This window comes from Heyndrickxia shackletonii (genome assembly GCF_001420715.1).
GTDB classification, from domain to species: domain Bacteria; phylum Bacillota; class Bacilli; order Bacillales; family Bacillaceae_C; genus Margalitia; species Margalitia shackletonii.
In genome coordinates, this window is record NZ_LJJC01000006.1 from 279,575 (window position 1) to 302,853 (window position 23,279).

Genomic DNA, 23,279 nt, shown 5'->3' on the forward strand with positions numbered 1-23,279 from the left:
GTTTTATTCGGGTTGGCGCGAATACCTTTCGCAGAGGTGAAAAAAATGAGTAATGTATTAGAACTTACGGAGATTCCTGTCATTGAAACAGATAATTATTACCTCCGGGGATTGACATTGGAAGATGCAGCAAATATGTTTCCTTTCATGAGTGACCATGAAACCATGAAGTATATTACTCCTCATCCAGTGAGAACCATTAAGGAATTGGAAGCGTCTATATTAAGGAACTTGGAGAATTTCAAACAAAAAAAGGAGATTCCCTGGTCTATTGTTCATAAGCAAAATAACCAAGTTGTAGGGATGTTTCGATTTCACAAATTACATACATGGCACCAAAAAGTGGAAATGGGTGTCGTCATCCATAAGGATTTTCAGAAAAAAGGAGTAATGACGGAAATTTTACCGGAAATACTGGAATTCGGATTTAACACCCTTGGATTAAATCGCATCGTTGGCGATATTTTTGCAGATAATGAAGGTTCGAAAAGGTTAATGGAGAAGTTTGGTTTTCATAAAGATGGAGTTCTTCGTGAGACAGATTTTGATGGCGAAAGGTTTTATGATACCGTGGTTTATTCGATGTTGAAATCGGAATATAGGGTTGGATTAAGCGGGGGAAAATAAAAATTCATATCCTAAGCGGACAGAGAATCCGTTATTTTGATTAAACGACCTTAATTTAAGGACTAAGCGGACACAGGATCCGTTATTCACGCAAAAGCACTAGGAAATCACTGCTTTTTTGCAAGATAACGGATCCTCTGTCCGCAAACATAGGAAATTAAGCCATTTTGTCACAAATAACGGAACTCGTGTCCGCCAAGTTGTTTCATCTTTGGTATTGAACGCGATGCAGTCTCGCAAAGATACCGTCTTTTTGCAGCAATTCATCATGCTTTCCTTCTTCTGCTATCCCGGTTTCATTTACAACAACAATTCGATCTGCATTACGAATCGTTGCTAAGCGGTGGGCAATAATTAAGGTTGTTCGGTCTTTCGCAAGCTCCGACAATGCATGTTGAATGATCATTTCTGTTTCTGTATCTAATGCAGAAGTCGCTTCATCCAAAATTAAAATCGGCGGATTTTTAAGGAACATTCTCGCAATAGCGATCCTTTGTTTTTGTCCTCCGGAAAGCTTCAAGCCCCTTTCCCCAATTTGTGTTTCGTATCCAAAAGGGAGTGAAGCAATAAAATCTTCAAGATGAGCCCGTTTAGCAGCTTCTTGTATTTCTTCCTCTGTCGCATGGAGATTCCCATATGCAATATTTTCCCGCAATGTTCCCGTAAAAAGAAAGACATCCTGTTGCACAATTCCAATTTGGGATCTTAGGGAGCTCTTGGTCATTTGCCGAATATCTATGCCATCGATCGTAATACTTCCGCTATCCACATCATAAAACCTTGGAATCAAGGAGCAAATAGTGGTTTTACCCGCACCGGAAGGACCAACAAACGCTACTGTTTCTCCAGCTTTAATTTTTAAGTCAACATCTTCTAGCACTAACTTATGCTCGTCGTATCCGAAAGTAACATTCTTAAATTGGATGTCTCCTTTCAGGAAGGGAACCTCTACCGCATCCTCTACATCCACAACATCTGGTGCTGTATCGATTAGTTCCGTAAATCTTTTGAAACCGGCCATCCCTTTCGGATAAAGCTCCATTAACGCACTAATTTTATCAATCGGCTTAAACAACACATTGATATAAAGTACGAATCCAACAAGCTCACCGTTTGTAAGCTGATTATTAAAGCATAGCCAAGCACCGTAAATCAGAACAGCCAGGGTAATAAAACGGGTCATCATATAAATTCCTGAATTACTAAAGGACATGACCTTGTATCCGCCAAGCTTTGCAGATCTGAATTTTCGATTATTCGTTCTGAATCTATTAATCTCATATTCTTCATTTGTAAAGGATTGAACTACCCTTACACCGGAGACACTATCCTCTACACGGGCATTTACATCTGCAATATCACTATACATCTGTTTCCATGCTCGATTCATTTTTAAATTACAAACAATAATTAACCAAATTAAAAATGGAACGATCACTATGGTAAGAAGGGCTAATTTTATATTAACCGTAAACATAATTAGGAATGCTCCGAAAAATGTCATCACTGCAATGAATAAATCTTCCGGTCCATGATGGGCAAGCTCCCCAATATCAAATAAATCATTCGTGATGCGACTCATAACATGGCCTGTTTTCGTATTGTCAAAAAAACGAAACGATTGCTTTTGCACATGCTGGAACAGTTGCTGGCGCATATCCGTTTCAATATTAATCCCAAGTTTATGTCCCCAATAGTTTACAATGTATTGCAAAAATGTACTTATCAAATAAAGACATAATAATCCAATGCTGACTGACACGATAGAGGACCAGTTTTTGGTTGGCAATAACGAATCAATAAACCACTGAACTGCAAGCGGAAAAGCTAATTCTAAAATGGCAACTACAACCGCACTGCTAAAGTCCATCATAAATAGCCTTTTATGTGGAACATAGTAAGAAAAAAAACGTCGAATCATAAAAAACTCCTTATCTGAAGGCTCTTTTCTTGAACTTTGTTGCTTTTGAATACGAAATAAAAAGCTTATTTGGGTTAAAAGTGAATAACCCCCTAGAATTATAGTCCATGACGAAAAGCAATACTTATCGCGAAAACAACCTACCTGAAAATATAATTGGATTATATGGTGAATGGATATTTTTATCAAGCGAATTGTTACATTATTTAGAAAAAACGAGGGGATTGCAGCCGTCAATTTCTACCTATTCCTACCACGCATTTTCAATTGGAATTATCCATTACCATTGATGAGAAGCAATGCTTTCCCCTTTTCAAATACATATACCATAAAACAGGAAATAACTTTTGGTTTACTTCAACTATCATTAATTTTATACTCGGATAGTATGAAGAAAGTATAAAGAAGGGATTACAATGCTGTCACGTGTTCTTAAACAACAAGTACCAACCTCTGCAGGCGCTATTGTAATGGCAACCGGTATATTACTCTTAGGTGCTATGCAAAAGGTTGTTTTTCAGCATAAAGAATTAGCAATTATTTCTACTACACTAGTACTCTTATTATTATTTATTGTATATATAGCTTTCGTGCGCGATATGATTCTTGGTGTCATGTGGGAACGTCATTTTTGTGATCCAATATCAAGTTTCGGAGTTGGAACCTGGATTGCGGCAACATCCGTCTCCATATTGGTGATCATGAACTTTGCGCTATTCTTAAGACCAATTGCACTCATTCTATTTCTTTTGAACTGTATACTGACAATTAGTTATATAGCAATCATTGTTCGTAATTATATACTTTTATTTAAATCAAATGGGTCACGGCTTCGAAAAAAAGTCCATGGAATCCTGTTATTGGCATCTGTTGCCATCCAATCCATTATTGCAGCCGGCCAATCAGTATTTGGAAAACCTTTTGTTGCCGTATTTGGAACATGGCTATGGTGGACTGGATGTCTTTTATATGGTCTGGGTTTTGTTCTAATCCTAAATCGATATATTCGTTCTGAAGATAGAAATCTTGCGCAAAATTGGAAGAATACAAATTGCATCATCCATGGAGCCATGTCAATCAGCGGTTTAGTTGGTGCAACAATGGATGTGGTTTCACCTGCTATACTTGTTATGGTGTGGATTTGGGTTATGATAGCATTTTGTATTGTGGAAGGTATCGAAATAGCGAGATCCATGCAAAGAATTAAAAGATATGGCTGGAAAGAGGGCATGTGGATTTATGATACCAGTCAATGGGCAAGAAACTTTACGTTTGGAATGCTTCTAGCCTTTTCTATGCATTTACCCAAACAAGGCATCTTAACGCATTTTGTGAATACGAAAAGTTTTGTTCTTTCAATAGGCCCATATATAGTGGTAATTCTGTTTGTAGTGGAGGTTCTTATTGCTCTAACTGGAAGAACTACCGCCTCTAAAATTCCAGAATCCGTCAATATGTAATCCAAAAGCACCCATATCGGGTGTTTTTTAATGCTATAATAATCCATTTTTACTATAGGTAGAAAGCGGTAAGAGGTATAAAATATGTACATAAGCTTATACTAAGCTTATCTATGCGATTTACTTTTGCGAGAGTAGGGATACAAATGTTGGCAGACCTTGGGCTATTAATTATCCGGCTTGTAATTGGCCTTACCTTTATCGGACATGGCGCCCAAAAATTATTTGGATGGTTTGGCGGTCCAGGTGCAAGTAATTTTGGAGAATGGCTTGAATCCATTGGAATACGCCCAGGCGGTAAAATATGGGCAATTTGTGCGGGATTATTTGAATTGGTTGGAGGACTGCTTTTCGCAGCAGGTGTTTTTACTCCAATCGGAGCCGGTTTAATCGTCATTATTATGATTGATGCTATTTTTTCTGTACATATTAAAAATGGATATTGGGTTGAGAAAAATGGATTTGAATATTGTTTTGTATTGATAGCAGTAACAATCGGTGTAGCAATGATCGGTCCAGGAAAGTACGTACTTTTTTATCAACCTTAATTCCTCAAACCCAAACGTTAATGATCGTTTGATCTTTAACTTGGGTTTTTTTATTTTAGTAAATTGCTTATTTATTTTCTTCCCAGATAAAATTCCATAAACATCCCCAGTTGTTTAAAGTGTATAGATTGAAATTCAATACGTAAACGATTGATTGGAAAATAAAACGGACATTTGTCATCATTAAATTTTGTGTAAAAAAAATTATCAGCATCCTTCATTCTATTTTAGAGTAAGCATATATAGCTTGCTCCTTTTTTTATGGAGAACTATTAACAAAATAATTCATGTCGTGAAGGAATTTCTAATTTCTTTCTCATTCGCATAGGTTTACAATGGAATTTGTATTATTTTTATGAAGGGGATATTTTCGTGGACACAAATACAAATAAATATCAGGAGCAAACGCTTTTTAATATATCATGGCCGCTTTTTATCGAGCTGGCTCTGCATATGGGAATGGGGATTATTGCAACTCTTATGCTCAGTCATTATTCTGATGATGCAGCTGCAGGAGTTGGCGTCGCCAATCAATTGTTAAACATGTTTATTTTAATTTTCAATGTCACCTCTGTTGGTGCAACTATTTTAATTGGTCAGAAGCTTGGTGCCGGCCAATTTAAACATGCAAGGCAGCTTGCCCGTTCGGCTTTCGGATTAAACTTTTGGTTTGGGGTCGGAATAGCCCTTTTCATTGCTTTATTCGGAAAATATCTTCTAGGCATGTTTGACATTCATGGAGATGTATTTCGTTACGGCCTTACCTATGTTCATATATGCGGAATATCTCTATTTCTAGAGTCCATTGCACTCGCCTTAAGTGCTGTCCTGCGCAGCCACGGATATACAAAGGAGTCAATGGTTGTAACCATTATTATGGATATTATTAGTGTCGGAGGAAATGTGATTGCCATTTCCGGCATCTTCGGTTTGCCGATTACAGGGGTAACAGGAGTATCATGGGCAATGGTTGTTGCTCGTGTATTCAGCGTCTCGGCACTATTGCTGTTAGTCTATCATAGACTTTCATTGAAATTAAAAATAAGCGATATATTTAAACTAAAAAGAGACGATATTCGCGGACTATTGTCCATCGGAATACCGTCAGCCGGCGAAAACCTGTCCTATCAATTTTCACAGCTTATCATTACAGGTTTTATAGCAACGATCGGCGTTTCCGCCTTAGCAGCAAGAGTCTATATTTTAAATATAAATATGATTTGTTATTTGTTTACGCTTGCTATTGCACAAGGAACACAGTTGCTTGTCGCGCGTTATATTGGCGGCAAACAGTATGACCGAGCACTACATCGCGGCATTCGAACACTTAAAATATCGATGTGTGCTTCCTTTATTACATCGTTAATCATTGCTTTAGTCGGCTCCCCTATTTTAAAAATATTCACCAATGATCCTAGTATTATAGCAATCGGGTTGCCTGTGCTTTGGGCCATCGTATTTATCGAACCCGGTAGAGCAATGAATATAGTTTTAATGAGTTCCCTAAAATCTGCAGGAGATGTCCGTTTCCCTGTCATCATCGGAATTATTTCGATGTGGGGAGTTGCCGTATCCCTCAGCTATTTACTTGGTGTTCATTTTGAGCTTGGCTTATTAGGTGTATGGATAGCCCAAGGTGCGGATGAATGGCTGCGCGGCTGTTTCGCACTTAAACGCTGGACGACAAAGCCTTGGGAACGATTAGGAAAAGTAAGAATCAGTGCGTAGGATTTTCTTAGACTCCCATTCTTAAAACGTGTGGGAGTCTTTTTTTAATGGTATGATAAATATAAAAAAGGAGTTGGAATTCATGAAAAATGAAATCATTGAAAGATTTACTTCTTATGTCAAGGTGGATACTCAATCAAATGAGGAAAGCAACACATGTCCTTCTACACCTGGTCAGATGACACTTCTCAACATGCTCGTAGAGGAATTAAAGTCTATCGGAATGGAAGAAGTAACAATCGATGAAAATGGATATGTTATGGCCAGCCTTCCTTCCAACACAGATAAGGATGTACCAACTATTGGATTTTTAGCTCACGTTGATACAGCTACTGATTTTACAGGCAAAAACGTAAAACCGCAAATCGTAGAGAACTATGATGGAAGCGATATTGTATTGAATGATGCCTTACATATTGTATTATCACCAAAGGATTTCCCAAGCCTTGAGCAATATAAAGGACATACCTTAGTAACTACAGACGGTACCACTCTTCTTGGGGCTGATAACAAAGCCGGTGTTACAGAAATCATGACAGCAATGGCATATTTAATCAAACATCCGGAAATTAAGCATGGAAAAGTAAGAGTTGCCTTCACTCCTGATGAGGAAATCGGCAGAGGCCCTCATAAATTTGATGTTTCTGCGTTTAATGCAAAATTCGCTTATACAGTAGATGGCGGACCGCTTGGCGAATTAGAATACGAAAGCTTTAACGCTGCCGGCGCAAAAATCACTATAAAAGGAAACAATATTCATCCAGGCTCAGCAAAAGGCAAAATGATTAATTCTTTGAAAATTGCGATGGAATTACAAGGGAAACTTCCAGCTGAGGAAGCTCCTGAATATACAGATGGCTATGATGGCTTCTACCATCTTCTCTCCATGAATGGGGATGTTGAGCTTACAAAGCTTGCCTATATCATCAGAGATCATGACAGAGAAAAATTTAATGCCAAAAAGGTTAATCTTGAAAAAATCGTTCATGAATTACAAGACAAATATGGCAAAGACAACATAATTCTAGAAATGAACGATCAATATTACAACATGAAGGAAAAAATCGAGCCCGTTAAAGAAATTGTCGATATCGCATATCAAGCAATGAAAAACTTAGACATTGAACCAATCATCGCCCCAATTCGCGGCGGTACAGACGGTTCTCAGCTTTCTTACATGGGACTGCCGACTCCAAACATCTTTACAGGCGGAGAAAACTTCCATGGTAAATACGAATACATTTCCGTGGATAATATGATCAAGGCAACAAATGTTGTGATTGAAATTGTAAAATTGTTTGAGGAAAGAGCTTAATACGGTGGAAAATGAACGAATCCGAGATTTTCGGGTTCGTTTTTTTTGGTTCTTTTGAATTTGTCGGTGGTTCTCTCCACAAAACACCTTACATTTTCGTCATCACAATTTAATTCAGGCAAATTAGAAAATAATTCAGGCATTTCACACAAAAATTCAGGCAAAACAAATAAAATCAAAAAATTACTTTGACAGATAGAGTAATCTGCGTTAATATTACTCTATCAGATAGAATAATCGGTTATGGAAGGTGAATCCATGATAAGAAGTGATATTATCCGCGGGCATTTAGATTCGATTATTCTGCGATTGATACTGGATAAGGATCAATATGGATACGAAATTTCGAAACAAATTAGCTTGCGGACAGATAATCGGTTTCAGATAAAAGAAGCTACCCTTTATGCAGTCTTTCAGAGGCTGGAGAAAAAGGAATTGATTGAATCCTATTTTGGAGAAATTTCTCATGGTGGGAAAAGAAAATACTACAGAATCACTACCTTGGGAAAAGCTTACTTAAAGGAAACCGTAAAAGAATGGAAAGAAACAAAAGAAATAATTGATCTATTTATGGAGGAATTAGAATGAAGAAGATTAAAAACCATGTAGATGACTTATTTAAAAATGTTCCAGACAGCGAACAAAAGGAACAGATTAAGCAAGAGATTGTAGAAAATCTCGAGGAAAAGGTCTTTGATTTAATGGCACAAGGAAAAGAAGAAGAGGATGCAATTAATAAAGCAATTGTCGATTTTGGGGATATTGATGAGATAGAAAAAGAACTTGGAGTAAAACTGCCTTCACCTAAGAAGAAAAATATGTCAAAAATAGATTTAGGCTTTTCCATTTGGGGCAGTGCCTTAATCATTGCATTAGTAGTGTTTATTAATTTTTACTACACCCCTCACATTATTTGGTTCGTATATCCAACCTTTGGTGTATTATGGTGGCCTCTATGCATGTTCTACAGATGGCTGCGTATACGTCAAAAATAAAGGAGGATTTCTATGCATAAGTATGATCTGATTTTTGCCTCCATAGGTAGCCTTATTAGCATACTATTCTTTATTCTTGTAAATTACTTAACAAGTCCTAGTCATATTTGGTTTATCTATCCAGTCTTTTTTCTCCTTTTATGGCCGGTTAGCGTTTATTTTATAAAAAAAAGGGAGTATAAAATTCATTCTCTCTGTATTAGTATCATCATAATCTTGTACCTGTTTTTAACAAATTTTCTATACTCCCCTAGCCATCCTTGGGCATTATACGCATTCTACCCAATCATTTGGTGGCCAATTATGGTGATATTTGAGAATGCTAGAAAAACCATTTCCTTAGGTCTCATAGGGAGTTTCATCACGATTGTGTATTATTCCATTTTGAACTTAGTTATTTCGTCCGGCTATCCTTGGGCAATATACCCTGCTTTTATAGTGTTATGGTGGCCTTTGGCTTTATATCATGCAAAACATAAAAAGTTTTTTCAATTTTCAATCTCATCAAGCTTGTTTATAAGTGTATTTTTTATCATTGTAAACATGGTGTCTTCCCCAAACGAAATTTGGGCAGTGTACCCCATTTTTGCAGTATTATGGTGGCCCTTAAGCATGTATTATTACTATTTTAAAAGAAAAGAATCGTCCGTTAAAATCAAAACGAGGTGAAGGTACAATGGAAAAACAATCCAAAAATAGTATTCGCGAGTGGAAAGAAAAATTAAAAACATTTGAAAAACCACGTATCTCAGCTAGTGTAAGACAGCTTATTAATTCCGTAGGACCATTTTTACTATTATGGGTTTTAGCTTATTTTAGTCTTCGAGTCTCCTTTTGGTTAACATTATTATGCGTCATACCTGCTGCCGGATTTTTAGTAAGGACATTTATTATTTTCCATGATTGTACACACCATTCCTTTTTCAAAAACAGAAAAGCCAATAAGATTGTCGGTATGATTACGGGAATTCTTACCTTTTGTTCCTATGAACAGTGGAAAAATGAACATAATCTCCACCATGCAACAAACGGAAATTTAGAAAAACGCGGTGATGGTGATATTTGGACGTTAACTTTGCAGGAATACGCACAAGCCTCTTGGATCAAACGATTATTATACCGGACATACAGAAATCCGATAGTCATGTTTATATTTGGACCATTATATATTTTCTTAATTTCTTATCGTTTTAATAGAAAAAATGCTACAAAAAAAGAAAAAAGACATGTTTGGATGACGAATATTATATTAACTTCCATCGTTTTATTATTAGGATTCACCCTTGGCTGGAAGGCATTTCTTTTAGTTGAATTACCCCTCTTCTATATTGCCGCATTGTCTGGTGTTTGGTTATTTTATGTACAACATCAGTTTGAAGATGGTTATTTTGAAAATGGCGACAACTGGAATTATGTTGAAGCTGCATTAAAAGGAAGTTCTTTCTATAAGCTTCCGAAGATATTGCAATGGTTTTCCGGTAATATTGGGTATCACCATGTTCATCACTTAAATTCCAATGTTCCAAATTATCAACTTGAAAAGGCACATAAAAGTGATATACGCCTTCAAGAAGTTCCAACCTTAACACTTTGGACAAGTTTAAAATCCTTGACCTTCAAGCTATGGGATGAGCAGTCAAAAAAATTCATTGGAAATCGTGATATAAGGAATTTCCTGCGAAGCCAGTCCTAATAAGAAATCCGATATGCGCAGGAGCTAGACAGAACTATAACGGATAAATAATTTATTTTACTTTCATATCCTTTAAAAGAGACAGGTATATTTGATGATATACCTGTCTTTTCCTTTTACATAAAACTACCATTTACTAATGTAAATAAATGTTCCTAAATTCTAAATTTTCCATTATATTTAATACTATACGGCTCATTTAAAGGAGGTCGTTATGGAACGCTTGACAGACCACTTAATTGTCATATCATTTGACTGTTTATCTTCACTGGATTTTCCCACACTTGTGGAGCTTCCGCATTTTCAAGAGCTCTTGAACCATAAAGCTTATTGTAAAAATGTTAAAACGATTTATCCGTCCGTAACATACCCATGCCATGCAACCATTGTAACCGGAAAACTTCCAAATCGGCATGGTGTTATTAATAATACATTGTTGCAGCCCGGGAATCCATCACCGGATTGGTATTGGTACCGTCGTTATGTAAAAGGAACTACCCTTTATGATGAAGCAAAAAAAGCCAACTTAACTACAGCTGCATTATTATGGCCGGTTACCGCTAAAGCAAATATCGATTACAACATGCCCGAGATTTTTGCAAATCGCCCTTGGCAAAATCAAGTTACCGTCTCTTTACTAAGCGGCAGTCCTCTTTATCAATTAGACATGAATCGCCGTTTTGGCAACATTCGGAAAGGGTTAAGCCAGCCCGAGCTAGATGACTTCGTGCTGGAATCCACCGTTCAAACGATACAATCGAAAAAGCCTAACCTATTGCTTGTCCATTTTACGGATCTTGATACACAACGCCACCTCTACGGATTCTCATCAGTGCAAGCACATGAGGCACTACGGCGGCATGATGAACGTCTTGGTCGGATCATCGGAGCTTTAAAACAGAGTGGAATATATAATAACTCCACCGTTATTGTATTAGGTGACCATAGCGCCTTGGATGAGTCCAAAGCCATCAAGTTAAATGTGTTACTTCGAAAAACTGGGTTGATAAAAGTAAATAAACGTGGAAAGGTAGTTGATTGGAAGGCATATTGTAAAAGCTGTGACGGCTCCGCTTATCTTTATGTAAAGAATGATAATGACCACGAAACCAAGTCCATTTTAAAAAAGCTTCTCGACGAGTTAACAAAGGATGACCGAAATGGCATTGAGAAGCTGTTAACAAACGAAGAACTTTGTCCTAAGGGGGCAGACCCCAATGCCTACCTCATGGTGGAAGCTCACCAAGGTTATTACTTTACCGAGGGATTAAATGGAGAACTAATAGATACCATTACAGCCAAGGATGTCAAATCCAAAAAATACACGGTTGCCTCACACGGCTACTCTCCGGACAAAAAGAATTACACCACTGTTCTAATCGCCTCCGGAAAAGGAATTCGTTCAAACGCAATAATCCCGTCCATGCATCTTGTCGATGAAGGACCGACATTTGCAAGATTGCTCGGTCTAGATCTTGGAGATACAGACGGCAGAATCATACGAGAAATGTTAATTTGATTAAAATTACAAAAGGGGGGTTTTAGAGAATGAAACGTTTTACGAAGGAAGAGAATAGTTGGGTTTTTTATGATTGGGCTAATTCTGCATACTCTATTATTATTTCGACTGCCGTTTTTCCGCTATTTTATAAAGCCGCAGCAACAAAAGCCGGTATAAGTGCCGCTAACTCTACCGCCTATCTAGGGTATACGGTCGCCATTGCTACATTTATTTTAGCCATACTCGGTCCTGTCTTAGGAACCATTGCCGATTATCAAGGATTTAAAAAACGCTTTTTTACTTTCTTTTTTACTATCGGGGTATCCTTTACTGCGCTTCTGGCATTCATCCCCAGTGATCAGTGGCTGCTTTTATTAATTGCTTATACGATTGCTGCCGTTGGAGCCTCAGGGGCAAACGTATTTTATGATGCCTTTATCGTAGATGTCACAACAGAAAAACGAATGAATCAGGTTTCCGCTCGCGGCTTCGGCTTTGGATACATCGGCAGCACGATTCCCTTTATCATCAGTATTGCGATCATTATTTTAGCCCAGAAAGAGATCCTGCCTATCTCTGTAACACTTGCAAGCAAGATCGCATTCCTAATCACCGCAATTTGGTGGGCATCCTTTTCCATCCCAATGTTTCGAAACGTTTTTCAACGTTATTATATTGAACGTGAACCAAATCCCGTTGTGAATAGCTTTAGGCGTTTAGGAAAGACGATAAAAGAAATTCGTAAATACCGCTCATTGTTCCTATTCCTGCTGGCTTATTTTTTCTATATCGACGGGGTTGGCACTGTTATAACAATGTCGACTGCCTATGGAACAGATTTAGGCATAAGCTCTCAAAGTCTATTAATTATTTTGTTTGTCACCCAAGTAGTCGCAGCACCGTTTGCTATTTTATATGGGAAATTGGCAGAGAAATTCTCAGGTAAAACGATGCTGTTTGTCGGCATTATTGTCTATATGATTGTTTGTACGTATGCCTACTTTTTAAAAACAACCTTAGATTTCTGGATATTAGCTATGCTTGTTGCATCGTCCCAAGGGGGAATTCAAGCATTAAGTCGATCCTATTTCGCAAAGCTTGTTCCGAAACAAAATGCCAACGAATTTTTTGGATTCTACAATATATTTGGCAATTTTGCCTCCATCATGGGACCTCTTTTAGTAGGAGTTACTGCACAAATTACTGGGAAATCAAACAGCGGAGTATTTAGTCTTATCCTTCTATTTATTATTGGCGCGATTATTCTCATAAAAGTGCCAAACGAAAAAAATGATATTGCAGCAAGCAAGAAAATTGGATAGATCTTTTCGAAGTGCCTAGTTTTTAATGTATTATTTCTTTCTTGAATGGAAAAAGTACAACCGAAGTCCCATTACAAGGAGGAAACAGATTGGAAAACACACATGAATTTGTAGAAAAGCTTCACGATACACAAAAGAAGGATAAAGAGAATAAAGAGAAGCAAGGCAAAGGACACCCTGATAAACAACTTCCAAATAACCAGCATAATTAATACGTAATTCAGTCATGATTTTCTATAAATCATGGCTTTTTATTTTGAAATGTTTAAGCTGAAAAAAACTGTCAGTTCTCCCCCTATTCTGATATTTTTCTATATAAATACCAAAATCTTTAGAAATATATGTATAATAATTGTAATTGAAACATTTGGAGTGGAGTGATACGTGATGGGAATCCAAAAAATTGGGCAAATTGGGGTAAATGCAAAAGATTTCGAGAGAGCGGTACAATTTTATAAGGATGTTTTAGAATTACCACTATTATTTAATACAGATTCATTAGCATTTTTTGATTGTAATGGAGTTAGACTCCTGCTTAGCCTGCCTGAATCGGAAGAGTTCGCGAAGACAAGTTCTGTGATTTATTATCAGGTCGAGGATATTAAGGAACATTATAACCAACTCCTCGACAAAGGAGTACAATTTATTGATGAGCCCCATGTAGTAGCAAAAATGGGACAGGTAGAAACTTGGATGGTGTTTTTCAAAGACACGGAGGACAACATCCTTAGTCTGATGAGTGAAGTAGTAGTGTAATAGAAATGTAAGGATACCTTTGCAAGCAAGGGTATCCTTATTATAATCACTTATTCATCTGTGCCAGAAAATCTCCTAATAGATCCTCCATACTTTCTTCTTTCTCATCATCGGAATTTTCATCTGGAATAGGCAACTCCCAATCGAAGTTATCAAGATCATCAACTTGATCTGTTCTTGTATTGTGACTTTCATCCTCTTTTATTGGGTCAGTATCAGGATAAATCAAGTCTACATTATCATCTTGGGTTGGCTCCTCCAACGGATACGGATAATCCTCCACATCTACCATACTTGTATTCAAAGAGGCTATAAGGGAAGCTGTTTTAACAGGGTCTGTTAATAATTGATAGACAATGCTCCCTAATAAAGCTAGTGATTGCTCATGTTTAAGCCAATTTCGCTGCGTTTTATCCAATCCTTTTGGAAGAGGAATCGTTAGAGTTTCCCGTTTCTTGGATATAGATTGTCCAACACCATTTATGACATATTCGGCAATTTTGCTGGAAAAATTTCGCCTTTCTGTTTCCTTCAGCTTTCCTAAATATTGCAAAATATGATCAGGGGTATCCGAAGGAATGCGAAATGTAATGGGTTTTCCCCTATTTATCTCTGATTTTTCCATCTAATCACCTTATTTGTTTTTAACCAGTTTTTGCTCTTCTATTTGCTTATCTTTCTTATTCCTTCTGTTAAAATCAGTTATCAATTTATAGTAAGCATTAACCATCATCCAGATACTTTCTCTCTCATCCTCAAAGAAGTCAATATTGAATCCATCAAGGTTATTATTCATTGTTTTAAGATAATCCTTTAAAATAATCGAACCGCCGCCGATAAAATAACAAATCTCCGTTTGCGAGTTCTTCTGCCAAATATTACGAAGAATTCGATATTGTTTTTTTGCCAGCTCAAATAGAGTTCTATCTACAATATCGTGAACGCTTGTCCTACTTCCTTTTACCATAATATGATTACGATCATTTTTCTTCGTAATAATTTCCACCACATCGCGTCTACTATCTAGCTCCACTCCATGCTTGGAGCGAATTTCTTCTCTTATATTTTCAAGGGACTCTGAAACACCCAGGTTAAATCCTTGTGCCTTGTCATCATCTACTTTACGATTCTTGATGACTGCAATATCTGTTGATAAACCGCCGATATCTTGGATAATAATGCGTTTATCGATTAATTCTTTATTGATGATATTTAAATTCTTATCCATGACTAAGTTAATGAATGCTGCGAAGCCCTCGGGATACACTTTTACCTCATCAAATCGAATGTTTACCTTTTGACCCTGATATTTTGGTGTTACTAAAAACTCTACTTGATGAACGGATCCAAGCAATCTCGAACGGAAGCCAACATCCTTGCCTTCCTTTACTTCTCTTAGCGGGAGGCCTGTTCCTAATGTATAGGTTGCTTCTATTACGTTATTAGAACGTTTAAACATTTGCTTATTTTCGTCTCTTACTGCATCTAAGGCCAAGCTTGCAAATAACATGATAAGAGTCTGGTCTTCCTCAGACTTGCTGCTACCTGGATCTAATTCGGTCGAATTAGTACTTTTGGTTGCTAAATGACCTACACGGTAAATAGAATTATTATCTTTTAATATAGGGGAATGAACCCGAATATGTATGCCGTCAATTGGATTTTGTTGATTTAATTCCTCTAATCCTATGATAGGACGGTCTTCTATATCTCTGGCAATGACATTTGGAATATTCATGTCGTATTCCATTTCTCCAAAAATCCCTTTAAGGGAGTCATTACCTACATCAATTGCTGCAATACGTGAGTTTGTCAAAAAAAATCATCCCTTTCACTATTGATGTGTAAAAGGTTATAGAAACCACAAGGCTTGGTCAATGGAGTTAAGGAATCTTTCATGAATACTTATCAATAGACATGAATTTGTAATCCTGTATACAAATCCGTAAACAATAACGAAATCCGCTAGCCGATAGGCGCTGGAGCTGGACATTGTAGATAAACACTGCTAAATAAGTAAGTACACGCATTTGTACACATGTATACATTTTTGTAAACATGTGTACGTTTTTGTAAACAATTGAATACAAATTGTATACAAGAGCTGCTACCCTTAAAAATCCCCTATAAAAAAAGCAGGAGCCTCCCCTGCTTTTTCTAGAATCTATTCTTTTTTCAAGAATGTACTTGGCATCACAACGGCTATCACTTCACCGCGAGCACAAAGTGTATCGCCAGCATACACTTCAGTATCTACCTTCCATTTTTTAGGGTGAATTTCTTCGACTTTTCCAACTGCTTTTAACGGAACCCCATGAGGAGTAGGCTTTATAAAATCTACTTTTAAAGAGCCCGTAACAAAACGCGGAGGCTCAGCCCCTTCACCTGGCACATTCCCATTTTTTCGATGTAATGCTAATGCAGCCGAACCGGTTCCATGGCAATCAATTAAGGAGGCAATCAAACCACCATACACAAATCCCGGTAAAGCTGTATGCTCTGGTCGTGGTGTGTAAACCGTTAGTGTATTTTCTCCATTCCAGCCTGTTCGAAAGTGATGGCCCTCCTCATTGAGACGACCACATCCATAACACCATGCAAAATCATCAGGATAATCATCCTGAATAGCCTTCACTACTATTTCTTCCATTAAATCCCCTCCCCTTTTCAGAATAGTATAACATATCAATATGTTGTATGATGGAATAAACAAACTTATTATTGTATTTATGCAAATGGAGGCTACATAATGATTGCGCATATAATTGCCACTGGTAAAGTGCAAGGAGTCGGGTTTCGCTTTACCGTCCAGCAAAAAGCGATATCCTTTGAAATTACCGGTTGGGTCAAAAATCTGGAAGATGGCTCCGTAGAAATAGAGGCGGAGGGTACAAGTGAGCAATTAAATATTTTTATCCAAAGCTTGAAAAAGGAATTAAATCCTTTTGTAAAAATAAAAGACCTTCATATTGAAGTGAAAGATGTGTTAAAGGGATATAAGAAATTTAGAGTACTTTATTGAAATTAGATTACATCATAACATTTGTGAAAAAACACTAAATAATTTTCTGTACTTCCTAATGAACCAGTTCCACCCTACTTTTCTATTTAAGGATCTCCACCAATAGCTTAGTAATCATTAATTAGAGTTATAGAATTATTTTTTTAAATCACTACAAATCTATTTCTCGGGAAATTTCTACAAAAATGGCTAAACTGCTCGACACAAAGAAACAAAAAACGCACTTTAACTCTATTGAAATAGCAGGAAAAACTATAGGAGCAAGGGGAAATTTAGGATATTAAAACGGTTTTATATTGCTTTTTGACAGTAAAATAATGAGGAAATGAAAAAAGACTGTACTAACCTTTTACAATTAAGTTAGTACAGTCTATATTAATTTCTATCTTCTTAATGCCCTGCTTCTACATCGTCAACATGCTTCACATGCTTTGCATTAGCCAAAATAAACAATACAGAAACTAGAACAAATCCTGCCCCTACTATAAATGGAACATGTGGATTATATAATTCTGCAAGCTTACCAGCCATATATGGTGCTATTGCTCCTCCTAAGAAGCGTAAAAAGCTATAAGCAGCAGAAGCTGTTGATCGTTCTACATTTGTTGCATTCATGACAGCTGTTGTGATCAATGTATTGTTGTTTCCAAGTAATGCACCTGCGAAAATAACAGCTGCAATAATCACCCATTGTGTTGATGTCCAAATTCCCATCGCTAATAGTACAATGGCAAACAAGAATAACATCAAGCACATTGATTTAACGGTACCAAACGATTGTTGAAGCTTTGGAGCCATGAAAACGGAAGTAATGGCAAGAAGAATCCCCCAGCCTAAGAAGACAAACCCTAATCCATGTTCGTCTAATCCCATAACGAAAGGAGCATATGCCAATAAGGTAAAAAATCCAAAGTTATATAGAGCGGCAGCAATACCGAAAACTAAAAGAGAATAGTGTTTCAACGCCCGGAATGGATCTAATAAGGATGTTTTTTTCTTACCTTTTGTTTGACCACCTGAATGTTGTTTAGGCATTAAAGATATTAGACCAATAAAGGCTACTACCATCAAGGTAGCAACACCAAAGAATGGACCTCTCCATGACATACCGCCTAACCATCCTCCAAGTAATGGTCCTACCGAAATTCCAAGACCTATGGCAGCTTCATATAGAATAATTGCTTTTGCTGTGCCGCTATTTGAAAGGGATACAATAGCAGCTAATGCTGTGGCTACAAACAATGCATTTCCAAGCCCCCAGCCACCTCGTAAACCAACAAGTGCCCAAATATTATTTGAAGCTCCACCTAACGCTGAAAATACAGCAATTACGACAATACCTAATAATAATGTCCACTTAATTCCAAGTCTGGAGGATATGGACCCCGTTATGAGCATGGCTATGGCCATTACGGCATTATAGCTTGTAAAAAGCAATGTTACTTGACTGGGTGTAGCATTCATATTTTTAGCAATAGCCGGCAAAATTGGGTCAACAAGACCAAGCCCCATGAAGGCAATAATACACGCGAAAAAGACTGCCCAAACTGCCTTTGGCTGTTTAAGAAGACTAGGTTCCGGCTGTAGTGAAGGGGCGCTAACGGATACTGCTTTTTGTGATACAGATGACATTTTATGCAAAACTCCTATTCTGTTGTTTTTGATTTTCTTTTCGAGGGAGAATATGAATCTAATATAAGTGCAATTTCAGGAAGCAAATTAAAGAATGGATTTAAATATATTTCGAATTACATCTCCGCGGCTAATGATTCCAACTAAAACACCATTTCGTTCTACCGGCAGCTTTTTAATTTGTTTCTTTCCTAATATCCCTGCAATTTTTTCAATTTCTGCATTCCAAGCGACTTTTATTACTTTATTTTTCGAAATCTTCATAACATTCAAGTCAAGAATTTGCTCTACTCTTTCTTCAAATTCTTCTCCTTTTATCACATTGATATAATAAAAGGAATCCACCACTATGTCCTTTGTCTTGCCAATATAACGCATGATATCTCCATCACTGATATAAGCGACAATTTCATTTCTGTCGTTTACCACCGGGAGACCGCTAATACCATGTTCGATAAACTTTTCAATAACGGAACGGACAGTGTCATTTTCTTTCACCTTATAAACTTGGTTAATCATGATTTCATACGCTTGCAAATTCAGCCCCCCATAAATTTCTTACTTTTAAAGCAGTCTTCCCTCCTCAAAAAATTAATTGCATAATACAACCTTATGATTGTATCATACAACGATTTTTTCAGTTGTCAATACATAAATGGTTATTTTTTCTTAAAAACAGCGAATATATCAAAGAAAAATATTCGCTAAATGGTTATTTTATTACAGCGTTTTTATCTCTCCACTAATTTTAGAAATATAAAAAGACTTGCCAATAAGACAAGTCCCTATCAATCCATTATTTCTTTTTTAGGTTTACGAGCCAAGCTTAAAATACCTGCAACCAAGAACAATATACCTGGCAGCCAGTCAACACCCACTGATAATAGAACGGATACAACCGCTGCAATGATTAATAAAATACCTGCAAGCTTCGGTTTGTTATTTCCTTTAAGGCAAACAGCTGCGATAATTCCTAATACTAGTCCAATCAATGAAGCTATAACAACCCACCAGCTTCCATTACCAATAGCATTTAAAACCTCTGATGGATCCACTGTATTTAACTTTTGGTCGTTGGCAAGTTCATTTTTTACTTGTTCTTGAAAAGTCTCATTCTTAAATAATGAGGCTATTAATAGCACACTGCCCCCTACAAGTGCATTAATAATAACTCCAATAATCGTTAATGTAATCTCGGCTGTTCGCTTCATCGGTTTTCCCCCTTTGGTATTTATATCTATACTTACGATAAGATTCTCCCAAAGTTTCATGTTAAATGAAAAGGGAAGAATTTTTTCAAAGCTAAATTTGCTAAACCGCACGAAATATAAGGTGAACAGCACGACTTTTTGAATAAATGGCACAAAATAGAGGGTCAATCGCACGAAACTGCCTATGAACGGCATGATTCAGTTCTTTTTACCTACATCCTCCTGTGCCAGACATGTCCAACTCCCACAGTAATAATATCCCAAACGCCTTAATTAATCAGGAGAAGGCAGCCGCTTGCACTAGACAGACCTTTTAATTCTTAAAAAAGGTGCCAGGAATTTGCCTGGCACCTTTCTCATTTACTCATCTCCAATCTTAAAGCTAATAAACTTCTGCTCCATCATTTCATCCATTGCATATTTAACCCCTTCCCTGCCTACACCGCTATCTTTCCATCCGCCATAAGGCATATTGTCAATTCGGAAGGTTGGGATATCGTTGACAATAACGCCACCCGTTTCTAGACGCTCCGAAGCATAGAATGCCCGCTCCAGGCTTGGGGTTATAATTCCGGAATTTAATCCATATCGGGAATCATTTGCATCTTTAATGGCGTTGTCTAATGTATCAAATGGAAAAATACAAACAACTGGCCCGAAAATCTCGAAACGGAATACCTTAGATTCTCGATTTACATTCGTTAATACGGTCGGTGTTAACACATTTCCCTCTACCTTACCGCCGCACTCAATCTTAGCTCCCTCTTGAACCGCCTCATCAATCCAGCTTTTGATCCGTTCCAAGGATTTCTTGTTAATTACCGCTGTAATATTCGTTTTTTCATCAAAAGGTGAGCCGATGACCAACTGATTAGTCCGTGTAACAAATCGTGCTAAAAATTGCTCATAGAGGGATTTATGTACATAAATACGCTGAATGGAAATACATATTTGCCCATTGTAAGAAAACGCACCTTGTACACTCCGGTCAATCACTTTATCAATATCTACTCCTTCATCTATAATGAAAGGAGAATTCGAGCCGAGCTCGAGCGTCAGCTTACGAAAACCTGCCTGCTGCTGAATAATATGCCCTACCTCCACACTTCCAGTAAAGGTAACCTTTTTCACATGTGGGTGAGTTGTTAAAACCTCGCTCAAGACATCTCCTTTGCCGGGAATAATATTTAAGACCCCATCCGGAAGTCCGGCCTCTTTAAAAACCTCCGCTAAAAAGAGTGAGCTTAACGGTGTTTGTTCTGCCGGTTTTAACACGATTGAATTTCCGGCAGCGATTGCAGGGCCAACCTTATGCGCAACAAGATTAAAAGGAAAATTAAAAGGAGTGATGGCCGTAACTACCCCGATCGGGCTACGAACGGTAAAACCAAAACGTTTTTCTCCTCCTTCTGCTGCATCCATTGGGATTTGTGTACCATAATTACTTTTTGCTGCTTCTGCTGCAAAACGGTAGGTTTGAACCGTACGACTTACCTCTTCCCGAGCATTCCTTATGGATTTGGCTGCTTCCGTTGCCATTATCATGGCGCATTCCTCTCCACGCTCCTCCATAATCGTAGCAACACGAGCTAATATTTTGGCACGGGCATGTGCCGGATAATGGCGAAACTTTTGGAATGCAGCATGGGCTTCCACAACTGCCTCCACCGCATCCTCGGGCTCTGCTTGTCCGATTTGAGCTATTTCCTCCTCTGTATGCGGATTATACAAAGGCTCATAAGTTTTAGCCTCTCTCCACTTCCCGCCAATCCATAATTGCCACTTTTTCTTCATTATCGCTCCTCCTAATGTATTATAATTTACAAATATAATCGCCTAGCGTTTTAGAAAGCTTTACATTTTCTGAATAATCGACATCCACATCAATGAGGACAATCTCTTTGCTATTAAGGGCATCTTTCAATGCAGGCAACAATTCGTCGGAATGCTTTACCTTTACCCCTTTAGCTCCAAAGCTTTCGGCAAATTCCATAAAATCAGGGTCCTTGAATTGAATATCATTTGTTCGATTAAATTTATTTAACTGTTTCCACTCAATTAAACCGAATTTAGAATCATGGAAAATCACAACAACAAAGGCAAGTCCTAATCGTTTCGCCGTTGCTAATTCCACTCCATTCATCAGAAATCCTCCATCACCAGTTACTGCTATAACCGGTTTATCTGGATGGGCAAGCTTTGCTGCAATGGCACCTGGAACGGCAATTCCCATTGATGCCCATCCATTTGAAATGATGGTATGGTTCGGCTGATCAGGCTGATACATGCGGGCGACCCAGACTTTATGGGCCCCAACATCTGAAATGATAATCGCTTCCTCTTTCCCTGCCTTTTTTATATCCGCTAATATGTGCTGCGGCTTGACCGGGCTTCCAGAAACTTCATCGTCTGCATGCAGTTTTTCATCTAACTGGGCTTTTAATTTTTTTACTCCCGGCCAAAGCTCTTTCTTCTCCACATGAGGACTAAGGAGTTCAACTGCCCTTCCAACATTTCCGACTAATTCAGCCGCAAGCGGATAATATTCATCCACTTCCGCTGAAAGACTATCAATATGAACAATTAGATTCATTGCTTCATCATTCCAGTATTTAGGCAGATACTCTACAAAATCGTACCCAATTGTTATAATGAGATCCGCTTGATCAAATCCACATAAAACATAGTCTTTTGCCTGCATGCCAACCGTGAAAAGGGTTAATGGATGGTCGGAAGGCAATACACCCTTTGACATAAATGTGTTCACAACCGGAATATTCTTCTCTTCCGCAAATTTGCGTAAGCTTTCACTCGCCTTATCACGTATAACTCCATTTCCTGCTAAAATAATTGGTTTAGAAGCACGATTAATAATCTCAGCCGCTTTTTTGATTTCCGCTTCGTCCGGACATGAAAGCGGGATAGGTGTCACTTGTAATGGCTTCCCTTCTGTATCTGCCATCGCAATATCTTCTGGAAGCTCAATATGAACAGCACCCGGTTTCTCGGAAACAGCTACTTTAAAAGCCTTCCTTATTATTTCCGGAATGGTTTTCGGCACTCGTATTTGCTGGTTCCATTTTGTAACTTTCTCAAACACGCCGATAATATCTACATATTGATGAGACTCCTTATGAATTCTATCAAGCCCCGCCTGCCCAGTTATCGCTACAACTGGGGAACGATCTAAGTAGGCATCACCAATTCCGGTCAATAAATTAGTTGCTCCTGGGCCAAGAGTAGCAAGACAGACTCCGGGTTTCCCCGTTAATCGACCATACACATCTGCCATGAATGCAGCTGCTTGTTCGTGATGAACTAATACAAATTCAATTTTGGAGCCGATTAAGGAATCAATTAAATCTGTATTTTCCTCACCGGGAATACCAAATATATATTCCACTCCCTCATTTTCCAAACATTGCACGAATAAATCAGAAGCTTTCAAGAAACTATTCCCTCCTTTATACATATCTCTTTTATTTAGATGATCTTTGTTTGCTTTGCTCGTTCTAGTTTTCCGATGCAAAAGGAAATTATGTATAAAT

At 37.7% G+C, this 23,279-nt stretch carries 22 protein-coding genes; 13 read left to right on the forward strand and 9 right to left on the reverse strand.

The features are described from left to right. Positions 1 to 45: 45 nt before the first annotated feature. Positions 46 to 627, forward strand: a complete 582-nt coding sequence (locus tag AN964_RS19705; RefSeq protein WP_055741525.1) for a GNAT family N-acetyltransferase — start codon at positions 46 to 48, stop codon at positions 625 to 627. 205 nt (positions 628 to 832) lie between these two features. Here the strand turns inward: AN964_RS19705 and AN964_RS19710 are convergent, their stop codons facing one another. Continuing rightward, positions 833 to 2,548, reverse strand: a complete 1,716-nt coding sequence (locus tag AN964_RS19710) for an ABC transporter ATP-binding protein (protein ID WP_055741526.1) — start codon at positions 2,546 to 2,548, stop codon at positions 833 to 835. A 416-nt stretch (positions 2,549 to 2,964) separates the two neighbouring features. Between AN964_RS19710 and AN964_RS19715 the strand changes: the two genes are divergently transcribed. The 11 genes from AN964_RS19715 (at position 2,965) to AN964_RS19765 (ending at position 13,866) form a co-directional block, all read left to right on the forward strand. Next, on the forward strand, positions 2,965 to 4,008 hold the full coding sequence (locus AN964_RS19715) for a TDT family transporter (RefSeq protein ID WP_055741527.1): 1,044 nt from the start codon (positions 2,965 to 2,967) through the stop codon (positions 4,006 to 4,008). 149 nt (positions 4,009 to 4,157) lie between these two features. After that, positions 4,158 to 4,556 carry a DoxX family protein gene (locus AN964_RS19720; RefSeq protein WP_055741528.1) on the forward strand — a complete coding sequence of 133 codons (399 nt, stop codon included), beginning with the start codon at positions 4,158 to 4,160 and terminating at the stop codon, positions 4,554 to 4,556. 372 nt (positions 4,557 to 4,928) lie between these two features. Continuing rightward, positions 4,929 to 6,284 (forward strand): MATE family efflux transporter, encoded by a 1,356-nt coding sequence (locus tag AN964_RS19725; RefSeq protein WP_055741529.1) that lies wholly within the window; start codon positions 4,929 to 4,931, stop codon positions 6,282 to 6,284. Between the two features lie 82 nt (positions 6,285 to 6,366). After that, entirely contained in the window at positions 6,367 to 7,599 is a 1,233-nt protein-coding gene (pepT, locus tag AN964_RS19730) for a peptidase T (protein ID WP_055741530.1), read from the forward strand. Between the two features lie 258 nt (positions 7,600 to 7,857). Beyond that, complete coding sequence (locus AN964_RS19735) at positions 7,858 to 8,187, forward strand: PadR family transcriptional regulator (protein ID WP_055741531.1); 330 nt, start codon at positions 7,858 to 7,860, stop codon at positions 8,185 to 8,187. Next, positions 8,184 to 8,594, forward strand: a complete 411-nt coding sequence (locus AN964_RS19740) for a permease prefix domain 1-containing protein (protein WP_055741532.1) — start codon at positions 8,184 to 8,186, stop codon at positions 8,592 to 8,594. Before AN964_RS19735 ends, AN964_RS19740 begins: the two co-directional genes overlap by 4 nt. A gap of 676 nt (positions 8,595 to 9,270) precedes the next feature. Then, the gene (gene desA / locus AN964_RS19750) at positions 9,271 to 10,287 is read left to right on the forward strand and encodes a Delta(5) desaturase DesA (protein ID WP_055741534.1); all 1,017 of its coding nucleotides are present in this window, start codon (positions 9,271 to 9,273) and stop codon (positions 10,285 to 10,287) included. 214 nt (positions 10,288 to 10,501) lie between these two features. Continuing rightward, positions 10,502 to 11,806 (forward strand): alkaline phosphatase family protein, encoded by a 1,305-nt coding sequence (locus tag AN964_RS19755; RefSeq protein ID WP_055741535.1) that lies wholly within the window; start codon positions 10,502 to 10,504, stop codon positions 11,804 to 11,806. Between the two features lie 29 nt (positions 11,807 to 11,835). Then, a complete protein-coding gene (locus AN964_RS19760) occupies positions 11,836 to 13,110 on the forward strand; it encodes an MFS transporter (RefSeq protein ID WP_055741536.1) in 1,275 nt (424 codons plus the stop codon). Positions 13,111 to 13,199: 89 nt separating this feature from the next. Continuing rightward, positions 13,200 to 13,322, forward strand: a complete 123-nt coding sequence (locus tag AN964_RS25760) for a DUF4023 domain-containing protein (RefSeq protein ID WP_083489485.1) — start codon at positions 13,200 to 13,202, stop codon at positions 13,320 to 13,322. A 175-nt stretch (positions 13,323 to 13,497) separates the two neighbouring features. Beyond that, positions 13,498 to 13,866: a VOC family protein gene (locus AN964_RS19765; RefSeq protein ID WP_055741537.1), complete on the forward strand. Its 369-nt coding sequence runs from the start codon at positions 13,498 to 13,500 to the stop codon at positions 13,864 to 13,866. A gap of 46 nt (positions 13,867 to 13,912) precedes the next feature. Here the strand turns inward: AN964_RS19765 and AN964_RS19770 are convergent, their stop codons facing one another. From AN964_RS19770 to AN964_RS19780, 3 genes are all read right to left on the reverse strand, one after another. Beyond that, positions 13,913 to 14,491, reverse strand: a complete 579-nt coding sequence (locus AN964_RS19770; protein WP_055741538.1) for a hypothetical protein — start codon at positions 14,489 to 14,491, stop codon at positions 13,913 to 13,915. Positions 14,492 to 14,500: 9 nt separating this feature from the next. Next, entirely contained in the window at positions 14,501 to 15,682 is a 1,182-nt protein-coding gene (locus AN964_RS19775) for a ParM/StbA family protein (protein ID WP_055741539.1), read from the reverse strand. 348 nt (positions 15,683 to 16,030) lie between these two features. After that, on the reverse strand, positions 16,031 to 16,516 hold the full coding sequence (locus AN964_RS19780; RefSeq protein ID WP_055741540.1) for a PaaI family thioesterase: 486 nt from the start codon (positions 16,514 to 16,516) through the stop codon (positions 16,031 to 16,033). Positions 16,517 to 16,615: 99 nt separating this feature from the next. Between AN964_RS19780 and AN964_RS19785 the strand changes: the two genes are divergently transcribed. Next, on the forward strand, positions 16,616 to 16,888 hold the full coding sequence (locus AN964_RS19785) for an acylphosphatase (RefSeq protein WP_055741541.1): 273 nt from the start codon (positions 16,616 to 16,618) through the stop codon (positions 16,886 to 16,888). Positions 16,889 to 17,278: 390 nt separating this feature from the next. On the opposite strand, the gene AN964_RS19790 is transcribed toward AN964_RS19785, so the two are convergent. The 5 genes from AN964_RS19790 to AN964_RS19810 form a co-directional block, all read right to left on the reverse strand. Further along, positions 17,279 to 18,520 (reverse strand): MFS transporter, encoded by a 1,242-nt coding sequence (locus AN964_RS19790; protein WP_055741542.1) that lies wholly within the window; start codon positions 18,518 to 18,520, stop codon positions 17,279 to 17,281. Positions 18,521 to 18,607: 87 nt separating this feature from the next. Beyond that, entirely contained in the window at positions 18,608 to 19,057 is a 450-nt protein-coding gene (locus tag AN964_RS19795) for a CBS domain-containing protein (protein ID WP_055741543.1), read from the reverse strand. A gap of 251 nt (positions 19,058 to 19,308) precedes the next feature. Next, positions 19,309 to 19,731: a DUF4064 domain-containing protein gene (locus AN964_RS19800; protein ID WP_055741544.1), complete on the reverse strand. Its 423-nt coding sequence runs from the start codon at positions 19,729 to 19,731 to the stop codon at positions 19,309 to 19,311. Between the two features lie 360 nt (positions 19,732 to 20,091). Then, positions 20,092 to 21,525: an aldehyde dehydrogenase family protein gene (locus AN964_RS19805; protein ID WP_055741545.1), complete on the reverse strand. Its 1,434-nt coding sequence runs from the start codon at positions 21,523 to 21,525 to the stop codon at positions 20,092 to 20,094. Between the two features lie 19 nt (positions 21,526 to 21,544). Further along, complete coding sequence (locus AN964_RS19810) at positions 21,545 to 23,179, reverse strand: acetolactate synthase large subunit (RefSeq protein ID WP_152982437.1); 1,635 nt, start codon at positions 23,177 to 23,179, stop codon at positions 21,545 to 21,547. Positions 23,180 to 23,279 lie beyond the last annotated feature (100 nt).